The organism is Halorubrum rarum (genome assembly GCF_048380895.1).
Classification (GTDB): domain Archaea; phylum Halobacteriota; class Halobacteria; order Halobacteriales; family Haloferacaceae; genus Halorubrum.
In genome coordinates, this window is the sequence record NZ_JBLWMN010000025.1 from 1 (window position 1) to 16,103 (window position 16,103).

The following is a 16,103-nucleotide window of genomic DNA, read 5'->3' on the forward strand; positions in this document are numbered from 1 at the left end:
AGGGGCGGTCGCCGGAACCGCTCGGCGACCGCCCCTGACTCCCTCGCACGCGCTCCTCGCGCCCGTCGGGCGCTCGGAGGCGCGCGCCACCGCACAGTTCGTTTATAAGTGGTAGTCGCCGTCGCTCACGGTCGTTTAAATGCCGCATCGCGACCGGCGACCTGCAACACCCACTCCCGCTCTCGATCAAGAAGCAACCAGACTCTCTAGCTGATCCAGTTGTCGAATTGTGAAATAAACCGCCGTGAGAAGAGTTCTACGACACCCTCAGTCGGTCACCCGAATGCGGCTGCGTAGTGAACTGCCGCGCCCGACCAAACCGTTAAAACCGACCGAACACTCCGCCGAAATCGCTACCCGTTCCCGGCGTGTACGACGCGTATGCACGCACGTTTCCGCGAACTGTCGACGCGAGATCGACTCATCGCGGTCGGGACGGTCCTCGGGGTGAACGCCCTGGGGGCGTCGCCGGCCGTCTTCGTCGGGTCGGACACGAACTGGATCGACCGACCGTGGTTCTTTCCGCCGGAGATCCTCTTTCCGATCGTCTGGACGCTGCTGTTCACGCTCATGGGGATCGCCCTGTTCCTCGTCTGGCGAGCGGAGACGGATCGGTCGGACAAGCGCGTCGCGCTGGCGGCGTTCGCCGTCCAGTTCGCGCTCAACCTCGCGTGGACGCCCGCGTTCTTCGGGCTCCAGCGCCCCGACCTCGGGCTCGTCGTGATCGCGGCGCTGTGGATCGCCATCGTCGGCACCGTCGTCGCGTTCGACCGCGTCAGCCGATCGGCGGCCGCGCTGCTCGTCCCGTACCTCGGGTGGGTCTCGTTCGCGCTCGTTCTCAACTACGCGATCTATGCGGGGTGAGACGCGCGGTCTACGCGGGGTGAGCCGCGCGGTCTACGCGGGGTGAGCCGCGCGGTCTACGCGGGGTGAGCCGCGCGATCTACGCGGGGTGATCTCGGTGCCCGATGGATACATACGCGACTGAGTGGAACCGTGTCGCATGGACGAGATCTCGTGTGAGAAACGGGAGGCGATCGCACGCACACCCGCTCACGACGTCGCGCTCGACTGCCTCCTCGCCGGGATAGCCGCCGCACGCCCCGCGACGCTCGTCTCGGACGGTCTCTCGCTGCGAGAGGGCGTGTTGACCGTCACGGCGACGGACGGTCCGCCGGCCGAGTACGACCTCGACGCGTACGACGACGTGATCCTGATCGGCGGCGGCAACGCCGGCGGGAGCTTCACGGCGGCGATCGAGACGGTGCTCGGCGATCGGCTGTCGGGCGGCGTCGTCGTCACCGACGATCCGACGCCGTCAGGGACGGTCGACGTGTTGGCCGGCGATCACCCGGTTCCGAGCGAGCGGGGCGTAGCGCACACCCGGCGCGTGCTCGATCGGGCGCACGCGGCCGACGAGGACGACCTCGTGATCGCGACGATCAGCGGCGGCGGGAGCGCGCTGCTGGCTGCCCCCGTCGCATCGATATCGCTGTCGGACCTCCGGACCGTGACCGAGGCACTGCTGGCGTCGGGCGCGACGATCGACGAGATCAACGCCGTCCGGAAGCACTGTTCGGCGATCAAGGGCGGGCAGCTCGCCCGCGCCGCCGCGCCGGCGACGGTCGTCACGCTCGTCGTCAGCGACGTGGTCGGCGACGACTGCAGCGTGATCGCCAGCGGTCCGACGGTGCCGGACCCGTCGACGTACGGCGACGCGCTCGACGTCGTCGACCGGTACGGTCTCGACGTCCCGCGAGCGGTCCGCGACCACCTCCGAGCAGGTGCCGACGGCGATCGGCCCGAGACGCCGACCGACGGGGATCCGGCGTTCGAGCGAACGAGCACGCACCTCCTCGGGAGCGGCCGGACCGCGCTCGACGCGGCCAGCACGGCCGCCGAACGCCGAGGATACGCGCCGACGGTCCTCGCGGCCGGGGTCCGCGGTGAGGCGCGCGAGTCCGCGCTGACACACATCGCGATCGCCGAGGAGTGTCGCGGGAGCGGATCGCCCGCCGCGCCGCCGGCGGTCCTCCTGTCGGGCGGCGAGACGACGGTGACGCTCGGCGAGGACCCCGGCGACGGCGGACCGAACCAGGAGTTCGCCGTCAGCAGCGCGGTCGCGCTCGACACCGACGGGATCGTCGTCGCGAGCGTCGACACCGACGGGATCGACGGCTCGACCGACGCCGCCGGCGGGATCGTCGACGCGACGACCCTCTCGAAGCGCGACGGACGGGACGCGATCGATCGCAACGACACCCATCCGTGTCTGGACGAGGCCGACGCGCTCGTTCGGACCGGGCCGACCGGAACGAACGTCAACGACCTCCGCGTCATCGTCGTCGAGGACCGCCCCGATCACTCGTCCAGCGAAGGGGAACGGTCAACACGATAAGGGGAACGGTTAACACGACCCTACCGTTGCATACGAACGGATGACGGAGCGGAACGATCAGGGGGACGTCCGATCCGACGGTGTGTCAGCCTCGCGGGGGCCACCGGGATCGCCGTCCGGGATCCGCGTCCTGTACGTCGACGATGACGCGGCGTTCACCGAGACGACCGCGGCGTTCCTCCGGCGGCAGAGCGATCGGTTCGACGTGACGACGGCGACGAGCGTCGACGAGGGGGTGGCGGCGATCGAGCACGGGACGGTCGACTGTGTGGTGAGCGACTACGACATGCCCGACACGGACGGGATCGAGTTCCTCCGGATCGTCCGCGACCGGTACGGGGACCTCCCATTCGTGCTCTTTACGGGTCGAGGTTCGGAGGGAGTCGCCAGCGACGCCATCGCGGCCGGCGTCGACGACTACCTCAGCAAGGAGGCCGGAACGGAGCAGTACGCGACGCTCGCGACCCGGATCGAGAACCTCGTCTCACGCACGCGAGCCGAGCAGCGGTTCGAGGAACACCTCGATCGGATGACCGACGCGTTCTACGCGCTCGACGAGAACTGGCGGTTCACCTACCTCAACGGGCGGGCGGAGACGGTCCTCCGCCGCGAGGAGGAGGCGATCCTCGGCGAGACGCTCTGGGACGCGTTTCCGGACCTGCTCGGCACGAAACTGGAGACGGAGTACCGGACGGCGATGCGGACCGGAGAGCCGACGGTCTTCGAGTTCCGCTACGAGCCGGGCGGAGCCGATATCCAGGTCCACGCGTACCCCTCCGAGACCGGCCTCTCGGTGTACTTCCGGGACGTCTCCGGACGGGAAGCGCGTCGGAGGGAGCTCCGTGATCTGTCGGATCGGCTCGAGCTCGCGCTCGAGGGGGCCGAGATCGGCGTCTGGGACTGGGACCTCCGGACCGACGAGGTGACGTTCGACGAGCGGTGGGCCGCGATGCTCGGCTACGAGCTCTCGGAGGTCGACACCGACCTCGCCGCGTGGGAGGAGCGCGTCCATCCCGACGACATCGGGGCCGTCCATGCGGCGCTCGAGGAGCATCTGGCCGGGCACACGGACTACTACCAGTGTGACCATCGAATGCAAACGAAGGGCGGCGACTGGAAGTGGATCCGCGATCGCGGGACCGTCGTCGAGCGCGACGACGACGGCGAGCCGATACGGGCGGTCGGAGTCCACATCGACGTCACCGACGAGACGGAGGGCCGGCGCGACCTGGAACGCTATCGCCGGGTTGTCGACGAGATGCCCGCATCGGTGTGTCTCTACGACGCCGATCGACGGTTCACGTTCGTCAACGAGCGTCTCGCGAGCGTGTACGAGACGACGCCGGAATCGCTCGTCGGACGAGAGAGCCCGTTGTTGGAACGGCTGCGGGCCGAACGCGACGACGATCCGTTCGCCGAACTGGTCACGGGAGCGCGGGAGTCGCTCACGGACACCCTCACTGTCGACCTTCCGGACCAGGAGGACGCGATCGTCGACTACGAGCTCACGCGGCTCGTGATCGACGGGGAGTTCGACGGCGTGCTCGGCGTGTTCCGTGACGTCAGCGATGCGAGGCGACGCGAGGAACGGCTCGAACGCACGACCGCACGGCTCAACGCGCTGTTCGAGTACTCTCCGGACATGATCAATATCCACGACTTGGACGGGGAGATCGTCGACGCCAACCGAGCGATAAGCGAGGAACTGGGATACGATCGGGAGGAGCTGATCGGTATGCACGTATGGGACGTCGACACCGAACTGGACTCGACGAAGGCGGCCGCGAACTGGAACGATCTCGACGTCGACGAGACCCTTCGCGTCGACACCACGTTCCGACGGCGTGACGGGTCGACGTTCCCCGCGAGGGTGCACGCCCGCCGGATCGACGTCCAAGGGGAGGACCGGTTCCTGGTCAGTAGCCGTGACGTCTCCGAGCAGAAGGCGTACGAGCGACGTATCGAGCGAGAGAACGAGCGGCTCGACGAGTTCGCCTCGATCGTCTCACACGACCTCCGAAACCCGTTGAACGTGCTCTCCGGCTACCTCGGGCTCGCGAGAGAAACGGGGGACGACTCGCACTTCGACCGCTGTGAGAGCGCCGTCGACGACATGGAGCGACTGATCGACGACCTGCTCACGCTCGCTCGACAGGGGCAAACCGTCGGCGACCGGGAGGCGATCCGGTTGGCGGACCTGGTGACCCACTGCTGGCAGAACGTCGAACAGGAGGGCGCGCGGATCGTCGTCGACGTCGACGGCGTCGTGCTCGCCGACGAGGGACGGCTCCGACAGCTGTTCGAGAACTTGTTTCGGAACGCCGTCGAGCACGGCTCGACGGGCAACCGGCTTCCAGCCGGTGACAGCGTGGAACACGGTTCCACGAGCAATCGGGCGGAGCCCGATGACAGCGTCGAGCATACCCGGGCGAACGTGACGGTGACGGTCGGTGATCTCCCCGACGGAAGCGGATTCTACGTCGCCGACGACGGTCCCGGAATCCCCGAGGATCGGCGTGACGCCGTCTTCGAGAGCGGCCACTCGACCTCGGAGTCGGGGACCGGTTTCGGGCTCTCGATCGTCGCCGGGATCGCGGACGCACACGGCTGGACGGTGTCGCTGACCGAAAGCGCCGACGGCGGCGCACGGTTCGAGTTCGGTGGCGTCGAGCGACAGTCGTCGTAGTCATCGGTGCGGCCCCGTCGATGCATCTCATAAACCCCGATGCACCCCATAAACCCCGATGCACCTCATACGCCTCGATGAGCGGAGAACGCCGTCACTCGTCGTGGTGTGTCGAAAGCGTATCGATCGATGCAACGACGTGGCGACTACGTCGTCGCGGATCCCTTAGAACGCGCCGCCGTGGACGGTGATGTCGGCCTGCAGGTCGTCTCGCAGCGCGGTGTGGACGTGGCAGATCCCCTCCGCGCGCTCGACGATGTCGTCGGCGTCGGCGAGGTCGGCCTCGACGTGGAGGTCGAAGCTGATCGCCGCGAGGTCGTCGTCGTCATCGAGCTCGGCGCTCGCGTCGATCTGGAGTTTTCCGAGGTCCTCCTCGTCGCGCTGGCTCGCGCCGACGCGGAACGCGGGGATGAAACAGGAGGCGTACGTCGCGACGAGCGCCGCGTTCGGGTTCGGACCCGTCTCGTCGGTGGCGTCGATCTGGAGGTCGAAGTCGCCGACCTGGCTCGTGCACGCGTAGCCGTCCTCACATACCGTGGTGGTTTCGATGTCCGACATTGGTACTAACCGATTCGTCGCCGTGGGCCTAAATGTTGTTATCCCGGGAGCGTCCGACACACGAACGTCGCGTCACGGCCGGACGGGAACGGTCGGCGAAGCGTGAAAAAGTGAACCGGCTCGGCGCGGTCGACGAGACCCCGTGCTCCTCCCCCTCGATCGTCGAACCGATCGGCTCAGGCGTCGTCCGTGTACGCGTCGTCCCCGTTGAGCGTGTACGTCTCGTCGCCGTCGAGCACGACGGGCTCGGCGGCGGCACCCGCCGCTTTCACCTCGTTGACGAACTCCCGCGTCTCGATCTCGATCGGCGGGAACGTGTCGTAGTGCATCGGGAACACGACGTCGGCACCGACCCAGTCGGCGGCGATCCCCGCCCCGGCGGGCCCCATCGTGAAGTGGTCACCGGTGGGCAACGCGGCGGCGTCGGGCTCGAGGTACGGCGCGATCACGTCGACCATCTCGGACATGAGCCCGGTGTCGCCTGCGTGATAGAACGTCGTGCAGTCGGGGTCGGACTCCTGTGTCGGCTTCTTGTCGCCGATCACGAACCCGGCAGGCATGCCGGCGGACGTCCCGTAGCCCGTGTCGATGCCGTTCGAGTGGTCCGCGCGGACCATCGTCACCCACGCGTCGCCGCACTCGACGGTGCCGCCGATGTTCATCCCCATCCCCCCGACGGCGTCCTCGTGACCGAACGTGTCCTGGACGTAGCTCGTCAGCTCCGGCGTCGCGACGACCGTCGCGCCCTCGTAGCGGTCGGCGTCCGCGATGTGGTCCGTGTGACCATGGGTCAACAGGAGGTAGTCGGGGTCCAGTTCCTCGGGATCGACGTCCGTCTTCGGGTTGTCGAAGAACGGGTCGATCAGCAGTTCGGTGTCGTCGACGACGACGTGCCACGTGGAGTGGCCGTGCCAAGTGAGTTCCATGATACGCTCGATACGTCTCGACGCAACCTAATAAACCTCAACTCCCTGACGGGGTTCGACCGGAGTCACGGTCGCCGCCTCACGAACCCTTTTGAGGGGTGAGACCGAGCGGTCGGACATGCACCACGTCCGGTTCCGCGACCCGGCAGGCTCCGTCCGCGAGGGAACGTACGACCCGCCCACCGACACCGTCACGTTCGGGAACAGCGTGTACGACCTCGACGACGACGCGATCGACGTGCTCCCGCCGACCGAGCCGACGAAGATCGTCTGTATCGGTCGAAACTACGCGGACCACGCCGCCGAGCTGGGTAACGACGTTCCGGACCGACCGCTGCTCTTTTTAAAGCCGCCGAACGCGCTGTCGAGCCACGGCGACACGGTCACGGTCCCGAGCGGGAAAGAGCGGATCGACTGGGAGGCAGAGATCGCGGTCGTGATAGGCGAACAGTGCAAGGACGTCGACGCCGCGGACGCGATGGACGTCGTCGCGGGGTTCACCTGCATGAACGACGTCTCGAACCGCGACGACCAGAACGAAGAGCAGAACTGGGTACGCGGGAAAGCGTTCGACAACGCCGCGCCGCTCGGTCCCGTCCTCGCGACGCCCAACGAGGTACCCGCGGACGCGAGCGTCGAGCTCCGCGTGAACGGCGAGACGAAACAGTCCGGCGACCGAAGCCAGTTCGTCTTCGACGTGCCCACGCTGATCGAGGAGATCACGACGTACCTGACGCTGGAGGCCGGCGACGTGATCGCGACCGGGACGCCCGACGGTGTCGGGCCGCTCTCCGACCGCGACACCGTCGAGGTGGAAGTGGAGGGCGTCGGAACGCTCAAACACGACGTCCGGATCCCGTAGGACGTCGACGAGAAGGCGATCCGCCCGAGGAGTGCTCGCCGTTAGCTCGGCGCGGACGAGATCGATGCTGGGCTGCCGACTTTTAAATAATCCCCGTTCGTATCGGTGTGTAATGGCGTTACTGCAGAAGCTCAAAGACGCGCTCGGGATCGGGAGCGGATCCGCCGACCGCGAAGAAACCGAGGCGAAAGTGACGGTCGAACGAGAATCGGGCGAGCACGACGCAGGCGAGGTGGATGACGGACGATCGGTGGACGACACCGGATCGACCGCCGTCGACGACGAGGGAGGCGACGACGAGACGGTCGACGACGGGACGACCAGTGAGTCCGTCGACGATGACGAAGACACGGACGACGATGACGACGCGGGGGCCGCGGACACGGGCGACGATGACGAAGACACGGGCGACGATGACGCCGACGACACCGAAGACGACACCGACGACGCCGACGACACCGACGACGCCGACGACACCGAAGACGACGCCGACGACACCGAAGACGACACCGACGACGCCGACGACACCGACGACACCGACGACGCCGACGACACCGACGACACCGACGACGACGCCGCCGCCGAAGACGCCGCCGCCGCCGAAGACGACGATCCGAATGGCGATCCGGTCGAACTGATAACGGGTATCGGTCCGGCGTACGCCGAGCGGCTCTCCGAGGCGGGTATCGAGACGATCGACCAACTCGCCGCGGCGGACCCGGTCGAGGTGGCCGAGCAGGTGAGCGTGGGCGAACAGCGTGCCGCCACGTGGATCGAGCGGGCCAACGAGTTCTGAGAGGCCGGATGGAGCACGTAACCGATCCAGCCACGTCGACCACGACCGCGTTGTGTCCGCCGCGGGTGCGTACGTCATGACCAACACCGTGGTCACCGACCGGGAGCGCTTCCGCGAGGTCGCCGCGACGGCCCCCGACGACGCCCGCGTTCCCGTCGAAACGCGGACACACGTCGACGACCCGTTCGACGCCTTCCGCCGCGCCCGCGACGGACCGGGCGGGTTCTTTTATGAAACCACCGGCGGCCAGTCCGGCTGGGGCTACTTCGGGACCGACCCGATCGAGCGGCTCCGCGTGTCGAGCGACGCCGTCGTCGCCGACCGGACCGCCGCCGACGGAGCGAGCCCGACCGGCGACTACCGAAAGGCGACGCCGACGCTCGAAGCGCTCGACGGGCTGCTCGACGGCGAGCAGCTCGCGCGCGGCGACTGCACGGTTCCGTACCCGTGCGGCGCGTTCGGCTGGCTCTCCTACGACGTCGCTCGGGAACTGGAGTCGTTCCGCGATCCGCCGCCGGACGGGGTCGGAGCGGTCGACGACCGCGGACTCCCACGGCTCCAGGTCGGCCTGTTCGACCGGGTCGCCGCATGGGAGTGTCCGACGGGCGATCCCGACGACGGCGTCAGTCTGCGGATAACCGTCTGTCCGAAGGTCCCCGGCGAGGTGGCGGGGACGACCGCTGACGACGTCGACGCGACCGCCACGCACACCGATCGGACGCTCGATCGGATCTACGACGACGCGGTCGCCCGCGCGACGGCGCTCCGGGAGCGGATCGAGACCGGAGATCCCGACGTCGGCCCCGCGCCCGTCTCCGAGTCGGCAGCGACGTTCGAGAGCGACGTCGGTCGCGAGGCGTACGCCGACGCCGTGCGCCGAGTGAAGGGATACGTCCGCGACGGAGACACGTTCCAGGCGAACGTCTCCCAACGCCTGCACGCGCCCGCAGCGGTCCATCCCGTCGAGGCGTACGATGCGCTCCGCGACGTGAACCCCGCACCGTACTCCGGGCTCGTTGAGTTCGGTCTGGACGGGCGGGGGGCCGACCTCGTGAGCGCGAGCCCCGAACTCCTCTTGGAGCGCGTCCCGACCGACGACTCCGATCGCGGCGCGCGACTCCTCACGGAGCCGATCGCCGGCACTCGTCCCCGCGGAGAGACGCCCGAGATCGACGCCGACCGGGAGGCGGAGCTGACCGGCGACGAGAAGGAGCGCGCGGAACACGCGATGCTCGTCGACCTCGAACGCAACGACCTCGGGAAGGTGTCGCGGTTCGGAACCGTCGACGTCCCCGAGTACCGCCGAGTCGACCGGTACTCCGAGGTGATGCACCTCGTGAGCGTCGTCGACGGCGAAGCGCGGCCGGACGTGAGCCTCTCGGACGCGATCGCGGCCTGCTTCCCCGGCGGCACGATCACCGGGGCACCGAAACCCCGGACGATGGAGATCATCGACGAGTTAGAGGAGACGCGGCGGGGACCGTACACGGGCTCGATGCTCGCTGTCGGTTTCGACGGCCGCGCGACGCTGAACATCGTCATCAGGACGTTGGTCCGGCACGCCGACGAGTACCACCTCCGCGTGGGTGCCGGGATCGTCCACGACTCCGAGCCGGACGCGGAGTACGACGAGACGCTCGCGAAGGCGCGCGCGCTGGTGACCGCCATCGACGACGCGCTGCAGGCCGGCGACATGGCGGTCGAAGGGGGAAACGACGACGGACAGGAGGTGATCGACGATGACTGACGATGAGAACGACGGCCGGCGGGACGGTGGCCGCGGGGGTGGCGGCCGCGGGATCAACGCCGAAGCCGACTGGCAGCCCGGCGCGGGCGAGTCCGGCGCTCGGATACTCGTCATCGACAACTACGACTCGTTCGCGTACAACCTCGTCCAGTACGTCGGCGAGGTCGCGGGCGCGGTGACCGTCCGCCGGAACGACGCGGTCGACGTCGACGACATCCGCCGGATCGATCCCGACGGCGTCGTCGTCTCGCCCGGTCCCGGAACTCCCCAGGAGGCGGGCGTTTCGATCGACGCCTTCGACCTCCGTCGACCCGTGTTCGGCGTGTGTCTCGGCCATCAGGCGATGTGTGCGAACCTCGGGTCGACGGTCGGCCACGCGCCGGACGTCGTCCACGGGAAACCATCGACGATCTCACACGACGGGGAGGGCGTGTTCGCCGGCCTTCCCGACCGGATCGAGGTCGGACGATACCACTCGCTGTGTGTCGAGCGAGCGGATCTCCCCGACGGGCTCGTCGAGACCGCCCGCACCGAGGACGAACGCGAGGTCGTGATGGGCGTACGTCGGCGAGATCGCGCGCACGTCGGCGTCCAGTTCCACCCCGAGAGCATCCTCACGCCGGCCGGGAAACGGATGGTACGGAACTTCGTCGAACTGTGTGAGTCATGACCGGCGACGGACCCGCCCGATCCGACCCGACGTACCACGTCGACGGCGAACTCGTCCCCGCCGACGAGGCGACGGTCTCCGTCGAGGACCGCGGGTTCGCCTACGGGGACGCCGCGTTCGAGACGATGCGGGCGTACGGCGGCGACGTGTTCCGCTGGGATGACCACGCGAGCCGGCTCGCCGACACCTGCGAGACGCTCGGCCTCGACCACGGGATCACAGACAACGACCTGAAGGAGCGGATCGACGAGACGCTCGCGGCCAACGACCTCGCGGACGCGTACGTCAAGCTCTCGATCACGCGGGGGATCCAGCCCGGAACGCTGGACCCGCATCCCGACGTCGACCCCACGGTCGTCGTGATCGTGAAGCCCCTGCCTCGCGGCGGGGTCGACGCCGATCCCGTCTTCGACGGGCCCGCCACGATCCAGACGACGAAGACGCGGAAACCCTCCCCGAGAGCGCTCCCCGCGAGCGCGAAGACGCACAACTACCTCAACGGGATCATGGCCCGACTGGAACTTCGCGTCACCGGCGCGGACGAGGCGCTCATGCTCGACCCCGAGGGCTACGTCGCCGAAGGGGCGACGTCGAACCTGTTTTTCGTCGACGGAACCGCACTGAAAACGCCCTCGCTCGACGGTCCGATCCTGCCGGGGATCACCCGACGGACGGTTCTCGAACTCGCCGAGGCGGAGGGGGTGCCGGCCGAGGAGGGCCGGTACACGCCCGACGAGGTGCGCCACGCCGACGAGGCCTTCCTGACGAACTCGACGTGGGAGATCCGTCCGGTTGAAACCGTCGACGGTATCGCCCTCGGTGAAACCGGAAACGGCGAGAGCGGCAAAACCGGAAACGGCGAGAGCGGTGACGACCCGGCGGCGTCAGGACCGCTCACGGCACTGCTCTCGAGGCTGTACGATCGCCGAGTGGAGGCGGCACACTACCGATCCACGGAGGCGAACGGCGAGCGGGTCGGGGAGGGAAACACCTAATCCCCTCACGACGCGATACCGACCGATGACCGACGTCGACGACTCCGGATCGCTCCGGCGGGCCGCGGCGCTCTGGACGGGACTGTACTTCGGGGTTTCGGCGGCCCTGTACGTCCTGTTTACCCTGGTCGACGCGCTTCCGGTGACGACCGGGCTGCCGACGCTGTCGCTCGGTCTCGGAGCGGTCGTCACGGGCGTCGCGCTGATCGCGGTCGTCGCCGATCGGCTGCTGTTCGACCGCCACCCCGACGACGTGCTCACGCGTCAGTCGCTGTGGGTGTTGGTCCTCGTCGTCGCCACCGCGGGCGCGACCGCCTTCTTCCTCGTCGAGACCACGCTGATGCCCGGAACCGCGGTGATTCTCGGCGTCTCCGTCGCCGTTCCGACGACGATGCTGCTTTTCGCGCTCGTCAACGTGTTCCGACACCGATCGATGGAACACGGGGAATGAACGCGGTCCCACCGGGCGCTCCCGCGGAAACAATTGCCAAAATATAACTACTGTGTATGAATGTGGCCTAGGAGGTTTCCGCAAGTTATACTGCGGCCGGGAGGATACGGTCACGTAATGAGTCGGAACATTCAGGTCAGCCGTCTCGACCGGCAGGCGGTCGAGGATCAGGAGGTCGAGATCGTCGAGCGGAAGGGAATCGGGCACCCGGACTCGATCAGTGACGGCATCGCGGAGGCGGTCTCGCGTTCACTCTCGCAGCTCTATCTGGACCGCGTGGGGAAGGTCCTCCACTACAACACCGACGAGACCCAACTCGTCGCCGGTCGCGCCGCACCGGCGTTCGGCGGCGGCGAGGTCGTCGAGCCGATCTACCTGCTCATCGTCGGCCGTGCCACGAAGAAGTACGACGGGGCGGAGCTCCCCGTCGACTCCACCGCCCTCGCGGCCGCCCGCGAGTACCTCGATGAGGCGGTTCCCGAACTGGAGTACGGAACCGACGTGATCGTCGACGTCAAGCTCGGCGAGGGCTCGGGCGACCTTCAGGACGTCTTCGGCGAGGAGACCCAGCAGGTGCCGATGGCGAACGACACCTCCTTCGGCGTCGGCCACGCGCCGCTCACGGAGACGGAGACGATCGTCCACGAGGCCGAACGCGAGCTCAACACGACCTACTACGAGGATCACCCCGAGCTCGGCCCGGACGTGAAGATCATGGGCAAACGCGAGGGCGACCGCATTGACATCACGGTCGCGGCCGCGATGGTCGATCGATACATCGACGGCCTCGACGACTACGACGCCGCCGTCGGCGACGTTCGCGAGTTCGTCACGGGGCTCGCAGCGGAGCACACCGACCGCGAGGTGAACGTCGAGGTCAACACCGCGGACGACTACGACGAGGGGTCGATCTACCTCACCGTCACCGGTACCTCGGCCGAACAGGGCGACGACGGCTCAGTCGGTCGCGGCAACCGCGCGAACGGACTCATCACGCCGAACCGGCCGATGTCGATGGAGGCGACCTCCGGAAAGAACCCCGTCAACCACATCGGGAAGATATACAACCTGCTGTCGACGTCGATCGCCGAGTCGGTCACCGACGAGGTCGACGGCATCCGCGACCTGCAGGTTCGCCTGCTCTCGCAGATCGGTCGCCCGATCGACGAGCCGCACGTTGCGGACGCACAGATCGTAACCGAGGACGACGTCGATCTCGCGGACATCGAGGCCGACATCGTCGATATCGTCGACCGCGAACTCGGCGACGTCACCGAGATCACGCGAAAAGTGATCGAGGGCGACGTATCGACGTTCTGATCGCGATACGGCGCTAGCTCCGCTCCGCGGTGGCGTACTCGACGACGGCACTGGAGGCGACGTAGCCGATGACGCCGACGAGCACTCCCGCCGCGAGCGCGATACCTATCTCCTCCGCGATGAGGAACGCGAACACGAACGCGGCCATCCCGACGGCGTTCCCGCACATCAGCCGGAGCGTCCAGTAGCTCTCCGTCGTCGTCGACTCCATGTCGGGGCCTTCGCTCGTGACGTGTTAAAACACCCGAGTGTCCACGACGCGGCGGCGAACGACCGCGACAGCGCGATCGCTTCGTCTCGGCCGGAGATTTATACCCGATATCGAGGGCAGAGCCCGTATGCAATCCGGAAGTGACGTGTCCGCCGATCGTGGCGACCCGGGTCGGGACGGTCCAACGGAGACGGTCGGCGTCAGCGACGGGACGTCGATCGGTGTCAGCGACGGAACGTCGATCGGTGTCAACGACGGAACGGGCGAGCGATGGCTCCTCGCGTTGGCGACCGCCACCGTCGTGTTGGGCCTCGTTTCAGTCGTCGGGGCAGGCGTGGGAACGTACGCGCTCGATGCGCTTCGCCCGCTGTCGACCGAGTCGAGAACGCTGCTCGGAACCGGTGCGTTCGCGGAGCGTCCGTTCCATCTCGCGACCGCGTCGGTCGCGGTTCGGATCGTCCGAGATCTCTCGATCGGCGCGGGCGGCGTCGCCATCGTCCTCGGCTGCTGGGTCGCGTTCGTCGGTACGGTTCGAGTGGCGGGCCGACGGTGATTCGGCGGGGTCTGATGCGGTCCTGCCCGGACGGAACGCCTTTGAGCGCGGGCGCGCTACCGACCGGTATGGTCCTGATGGAGTCCGATTCCGAACTCGGGCGCGGCGACGTCGCACCCGACTTCGAGCTGTCGGGAACCGACGGGGAGATGTACACCCTCGACTCGTTCGACGTCGACGCGCTCCTTATCGTGTTCACCTGCAACCACTGTCCGTACGCGAAAGCGAAGTTCGACCTGTTAAACGAGCTCGCTGCGGACTACGACGACCTCGCAGTCGTCGGCATCAACCCCAACGACGCCTCGAAGAAGGCGGACGACTCCGTCGAGGCGATGCGAGCGTACGTCGCCGACGGAACGATCGCGTACGACGCGTACCTCCGCGACGCGGACGGCGCGGTCGCCGAGGCGTACGGCGCGGTCTGTACGCCCGACCCCTTCCTGTTCGGCCGCGCAGACGACGGGTCGGACGGGGACGGCGAGGGAGACGAGGATATCGCTGGGCGCGACGAGTGGCGGCTCCGGTATCACGGCCGCCTCGACGACGCGCTCAGTCCGGACGAGGAGCCGACGGAGTGCTACGTCAGGGAGGCGATCGACTCCGTCCTGGCGGGCGAGGACGTCGAGGTTCCGGATCGCCCGTCGCGGGGCTGTTCGATCAAGTGGCCGGAGAACTGACGGGACGACGGCTCCTCGCTCAGAGGTTCCCGTCGAGCCGATCGACGATCGCCTGGAGATCCGCCTCGGACTCGACGTCGCGTTTCACGTCCTCTCGCCGGCGGACCGCGGCGGCGTCGGCGTCGTACGCGCGGACGTACTCCGCTCGGGTGTGCTCGTCGAACGCGTGGCGGATCGCGAAGTAGCCGTCGGGGACGATCGTTCCGCACACCTTACACTCGTGACGCTGGTGTTCGCGCGTCTGATGGACGACGACCGACTCGACGTCGTCGAAGGAGGCGTCACAGCCGTCGATCCCGCACGTCCACGGAGACATATGCAACCGTTCCCGTCGAGGGGGTTAACCGTTTTCCCCGACACGTCGATACCGACGGCGACGTCGACGACCTCCGTCGAGAACCCACGCCAGCCGCGAACGACACGCCTTTGCACGGGGGCGTGTACGTTCGACCGTGACTGGATCCCGAACCCGCGTCGACGCCCACGTGAAACGGCTCGACGCCGACGTCGTCGCCCGCGCGAAGCGGCGAGGGATGGACGCGATCGTGTACGCCCCGCACTTCACGCGGCTCCCGACGATCCGCCGCCGCGCCGCGGGCTTTTCCGACGAGGATCTCACGGTCGTCCCCGCCAGAGAGGTGTTCACGGGAGATTGGGGGAATCGGAGACACCTGCTCGCGCTCGGTTTGGACGATCCCGTTCCCGACTACATCACCTTCGAGGGAGCGATGGCCGAGTTCGACAGGCAGGACGCGGCGGTGTTGGTTCCGCACCCCTCGTTCGCCACCGTTTCGCTGACGCGCCCGGAGATCGAAGCGCACGCCGGTCGGCTCGATGCGATCGAGACGTACAACACGAAGCTTCTTCCGCACCAGAACGCCCGCGCACAGCGGATAGCACGTGAGCTCGATCTGCCGGCGTTCGGCTCTTCGTACGCGCACCTGCCGGGAACCGTCGGGGAGGCGTGGACCGCGTTCGACGACCGGCTGGACGACGTGGACGCCGTCGTCGACGCGTTCCGCGAGCAGCGCCCACGGACGGTGGTTCACCGAGCCGGACTCGGGCATCGGATCCGGGGCCTCATCGAGTTCGCACATCTCGCGTACGAGAACACGTGGACGAAGATCGATCGGATGTTCCTGTCGGGTGACGAGCCGACGCTGCCGACGAACGTGGCATACGAGGGGCGATTCGACGACGTCAGCATTTACACCGGGAAGCTTTCCGACTATCGCCCCCGGTGAGCACATATC

The 16,103-nt window shown here is 67.7% G+C and carries 17 protein-coding genes; 13 read left to right on the plus strand and 4 right to left on the minus strand.

Features of this window, described 5'->3' with window-relative positions:
• The first annotated feature begins 381 nt into the window (after nucleotides 1-381).
• From ACNSN7_RS14180 to ACNSN7_RS14190, 3 genes are all read left to right on the plus strand, one after another.
• Complete coding sequence (locus ACNSN7_RS14180; protein ID WP_418282956.1) at nucleotides 382-864, plus strand: TspO/MBR family protein; 483 nt, start codon at nucleotides 382-384, stop codon at nucleotides 862-864.
• 139 nt (nucleotides 865-1,003) lie between these two features.
• Nucleotides 1,004-2,398 (plus strand): glycerate kinase type-2 family protein, encoded by a 1,395-nt coding sequence (locus tag ACNSN7_RS14185; protein WP_418282957.1) that lies wholly within the window; start codon nucleotides 1,004-1,006, stop codon nucleotides 2,396-2,398.
• 40 nt (nucleotides 2,399-2,438) lie between these two features.
• Complete coding sequence (locus ACNSN7_RS14190) at nucleotides 2,439-5,084, plus strand: hybrid sensor histidine kinase/response regulator (protein ID WP_418282958.1); 2,646 nt, start codon at nucleotides 2,439-2,441, stop codon at nucleotides 5,082-5,084.
• 165 nt (nucleotides 5,085-5,249) lie between these two features.
• On the opposite strand, the gene ACNSN7_RS14195 is transcribed toward ACNSN7_RS14190, so the two are convergent.
• Nucleotides 5,250-5,642 (minus strand): OsmC family protein, encoded by a 393-nt coding sequence (locus tag ACNSN7_RS14195; RefSeq protein WP_418282959.1) that lies wholly within the window; start codon nucleotides 5,640-5,642, stop codon nucleotides 5,250-5,252.
• A gap of 176 nt (nucleotides 5,643-5,818) precedes the next feature.
• A complete protein-coding gene (locus ACNSN7_RS14200) occupies nucleotides 5,819-6,568 on the minus strand; it encodes a metal-dependent hydrolase (protein WP_418282960.1) in 750 nt (249 codons plus the stop codon).
• Between the two features lie 118 nt (nucleotides 6,569-6,686).
• On the opposite strand from ACNSN7_RS14200, the gene ACNSN7_RS14205 reads away from it, so the two are divergent.
• From ACNSN7_RS14205 to ACNSN7_RS14235, 7 genes are all read left to right on the plus strand, one after another.
• Nucleotides 6,687-7,430, plus strand: a complete 744-nt coding sequence (locus ACNSN7_RS14205; protein ID WP_418282961.1) for a fumarylacetoacetate hydrolase family protein — start codon at nucleotides 6,687-6,689, stop codon at nucleotides 7,428-7,430.
• Nucleotides 7,431-7,542: 112 nt separating this feature from the next.
• Complete coding sequence (locus ACNSN7_RS14210) at nucleotides 7,543-8,226, plus strand: helix-hairpin-helix domain-containing protein (protein ID WP_418282962.1); 684 nt, start codon at nucleotides 7,543-7,545, stop codon at nucleotides 8,224-8,226.
• Between the two features lie 76 nt (nucleotides 8,227-8,302).
• The gene (locus ACNSN7_RS14215) at nucleotides 8,303-9,973 is read left to right on the plus strand and encodes an anthranilate synthase component I family protein (RefSeq protein WP_418282963.1); all 1,671 of its coding nucleotides are present in this window, start codon (nucleotides 8,303-8,305) and stop codon (nucleotides 9,971-9,973) included.
• Nucleotides 9,966-10,643 carry an anthranilate synthase component II gene (locus ACNSN7_RS14220; RefSeq protein WP_418282964.1) on the plus strand — a complete coding sequence of 226 codons (678 nt, stop codon included), beginning with the start codon at nucleotides 9,966-9,968 and terminating at the stop codon, nucleotides 10,641-10,643. Before ACNSN7_RS14215 ends, ACNSN7_RS14220 begins: the two co-directional genes overlap by 8 nt.
• Complete coding sequence (locus tag ACNSN7_RS14225; RefSeq protein WP_418282965.1) at nucleotides 10,640-11,638, plus strand: aminotransferase class IV; 999 nt, start codon at nucleotides 10,640-10,642, stop codon at nucleotides 11,636-11,638. The genes ACNSN7_RS14220 and ACNSN7_RS14225 overlap by 4 nt, the downstream gene beginning before the upstream one ends.
• 25 nt (nucleotides 11,639-11,663) lie before the next feature.
• A complete protein-coding gene (locus tag ACNSN7_RS14230) occupies nucleotides 11,664-12,089 on the plus strand; it encodes a hypothetical protein (protein ID WP_418282966.1) in 426 nt (141 codons plus the stop codon).
• 117 nt (nucleotides 12,090-12,206) lie between these two features.
• A complete protein-coding gene (locus ACNSN7_RS14235) occupies nucleotides 12,207-13,409 on the plus strand; it encodes a methionine adenosyltransferase (RefSeq protein WP_418282967.1) in 1,203 nt (400 codons plus the stop codon).
• Nucleotides 13,410-13,422: 13 nt separating this feature from the next.
• Here ACNSN7_RS14235 and ACNSN7_RS14240 read toward each other — a convergent pair whose 3' ends face one another.
• Complete coding sequence (locus ACNSN7_RS14240) at nucleotides 13,423-13,620, minus strand: hypothetical protein (protein ID WP_418282968.1); 198 nt, start codon at nucleotides 13,618-13,620, stop codon at nucleotides 13,423-13,425.
• Between the two features lie 127 nt (nucleotides 13,621-13,747).
• On the opposite strand from ACNSN7_RS14240, the gene ACNSN7_RS14245 reads away from it, so the two are divergent.
• Together ACNSN7_RS14245 and ACNSN7_RS14250 are read left to right on the plus strand one after the other, a co-directional pair.
• Entirely contained in the window at nucleotides 13,748-14,173 is a 426-nt protein-coding gene (locus tag ACNSN7_RS14245) for a hypothetical protein (protein ID WP_418282969.1), read from the plus strand.
• 68 nt (nucleotides 14,174-14,241) lie between these two features.
• Nucleotides 14,242-14,850, plus strand: coding sequence for a thioredoxin family protein (locus tag ACNSN7_RS14250; RefSeq protein WP_418282970.1), 609 nt, complete (start codon nucleotides 14,242-14,244; stop codon nucleotides 14,848-14,850).
• 19 nt (nucleotides 14,851-14,869) lie between these two features.
• Here ACNSN7_RS14250 and ACNSN7_RS14255 read toward each other — a convergent pair whose 3' ends face one another.
• A complete protein-coding gene (locus tag ACNSN7_RS14255) occupies nucleotides 14,870-15,166 on the minus strand; it encodes a DUF7565 family protein (RefSeq protein ID WP_418282971.1) in 297 nt (98 codons plus the stop codon).
• Nucleotides 15,167-15,302: 136 nt separating this feature from the next.
• Between ACNSN7_RS14255 and ACNSN7_RS14260 the strand changes: the two genes are divergently transcribed.
• Nucleotides 15,303-16,094 carry a PHP domain-containing protein gene (locus ACNSN7_RS14260; RefSeq protein ID WP_418282972.1) on the plus strand — a complete coding sequence of 264 codons (792 nt, stop codon included), beginning with the start codon at nucleotides 15,303-15,305 and terminating at the stop codon, nucleotides 16,092-16,094.
• The last annotated feature ends 9 nt before the right edge of the window (nucleotides 16,095-16,103 follow it).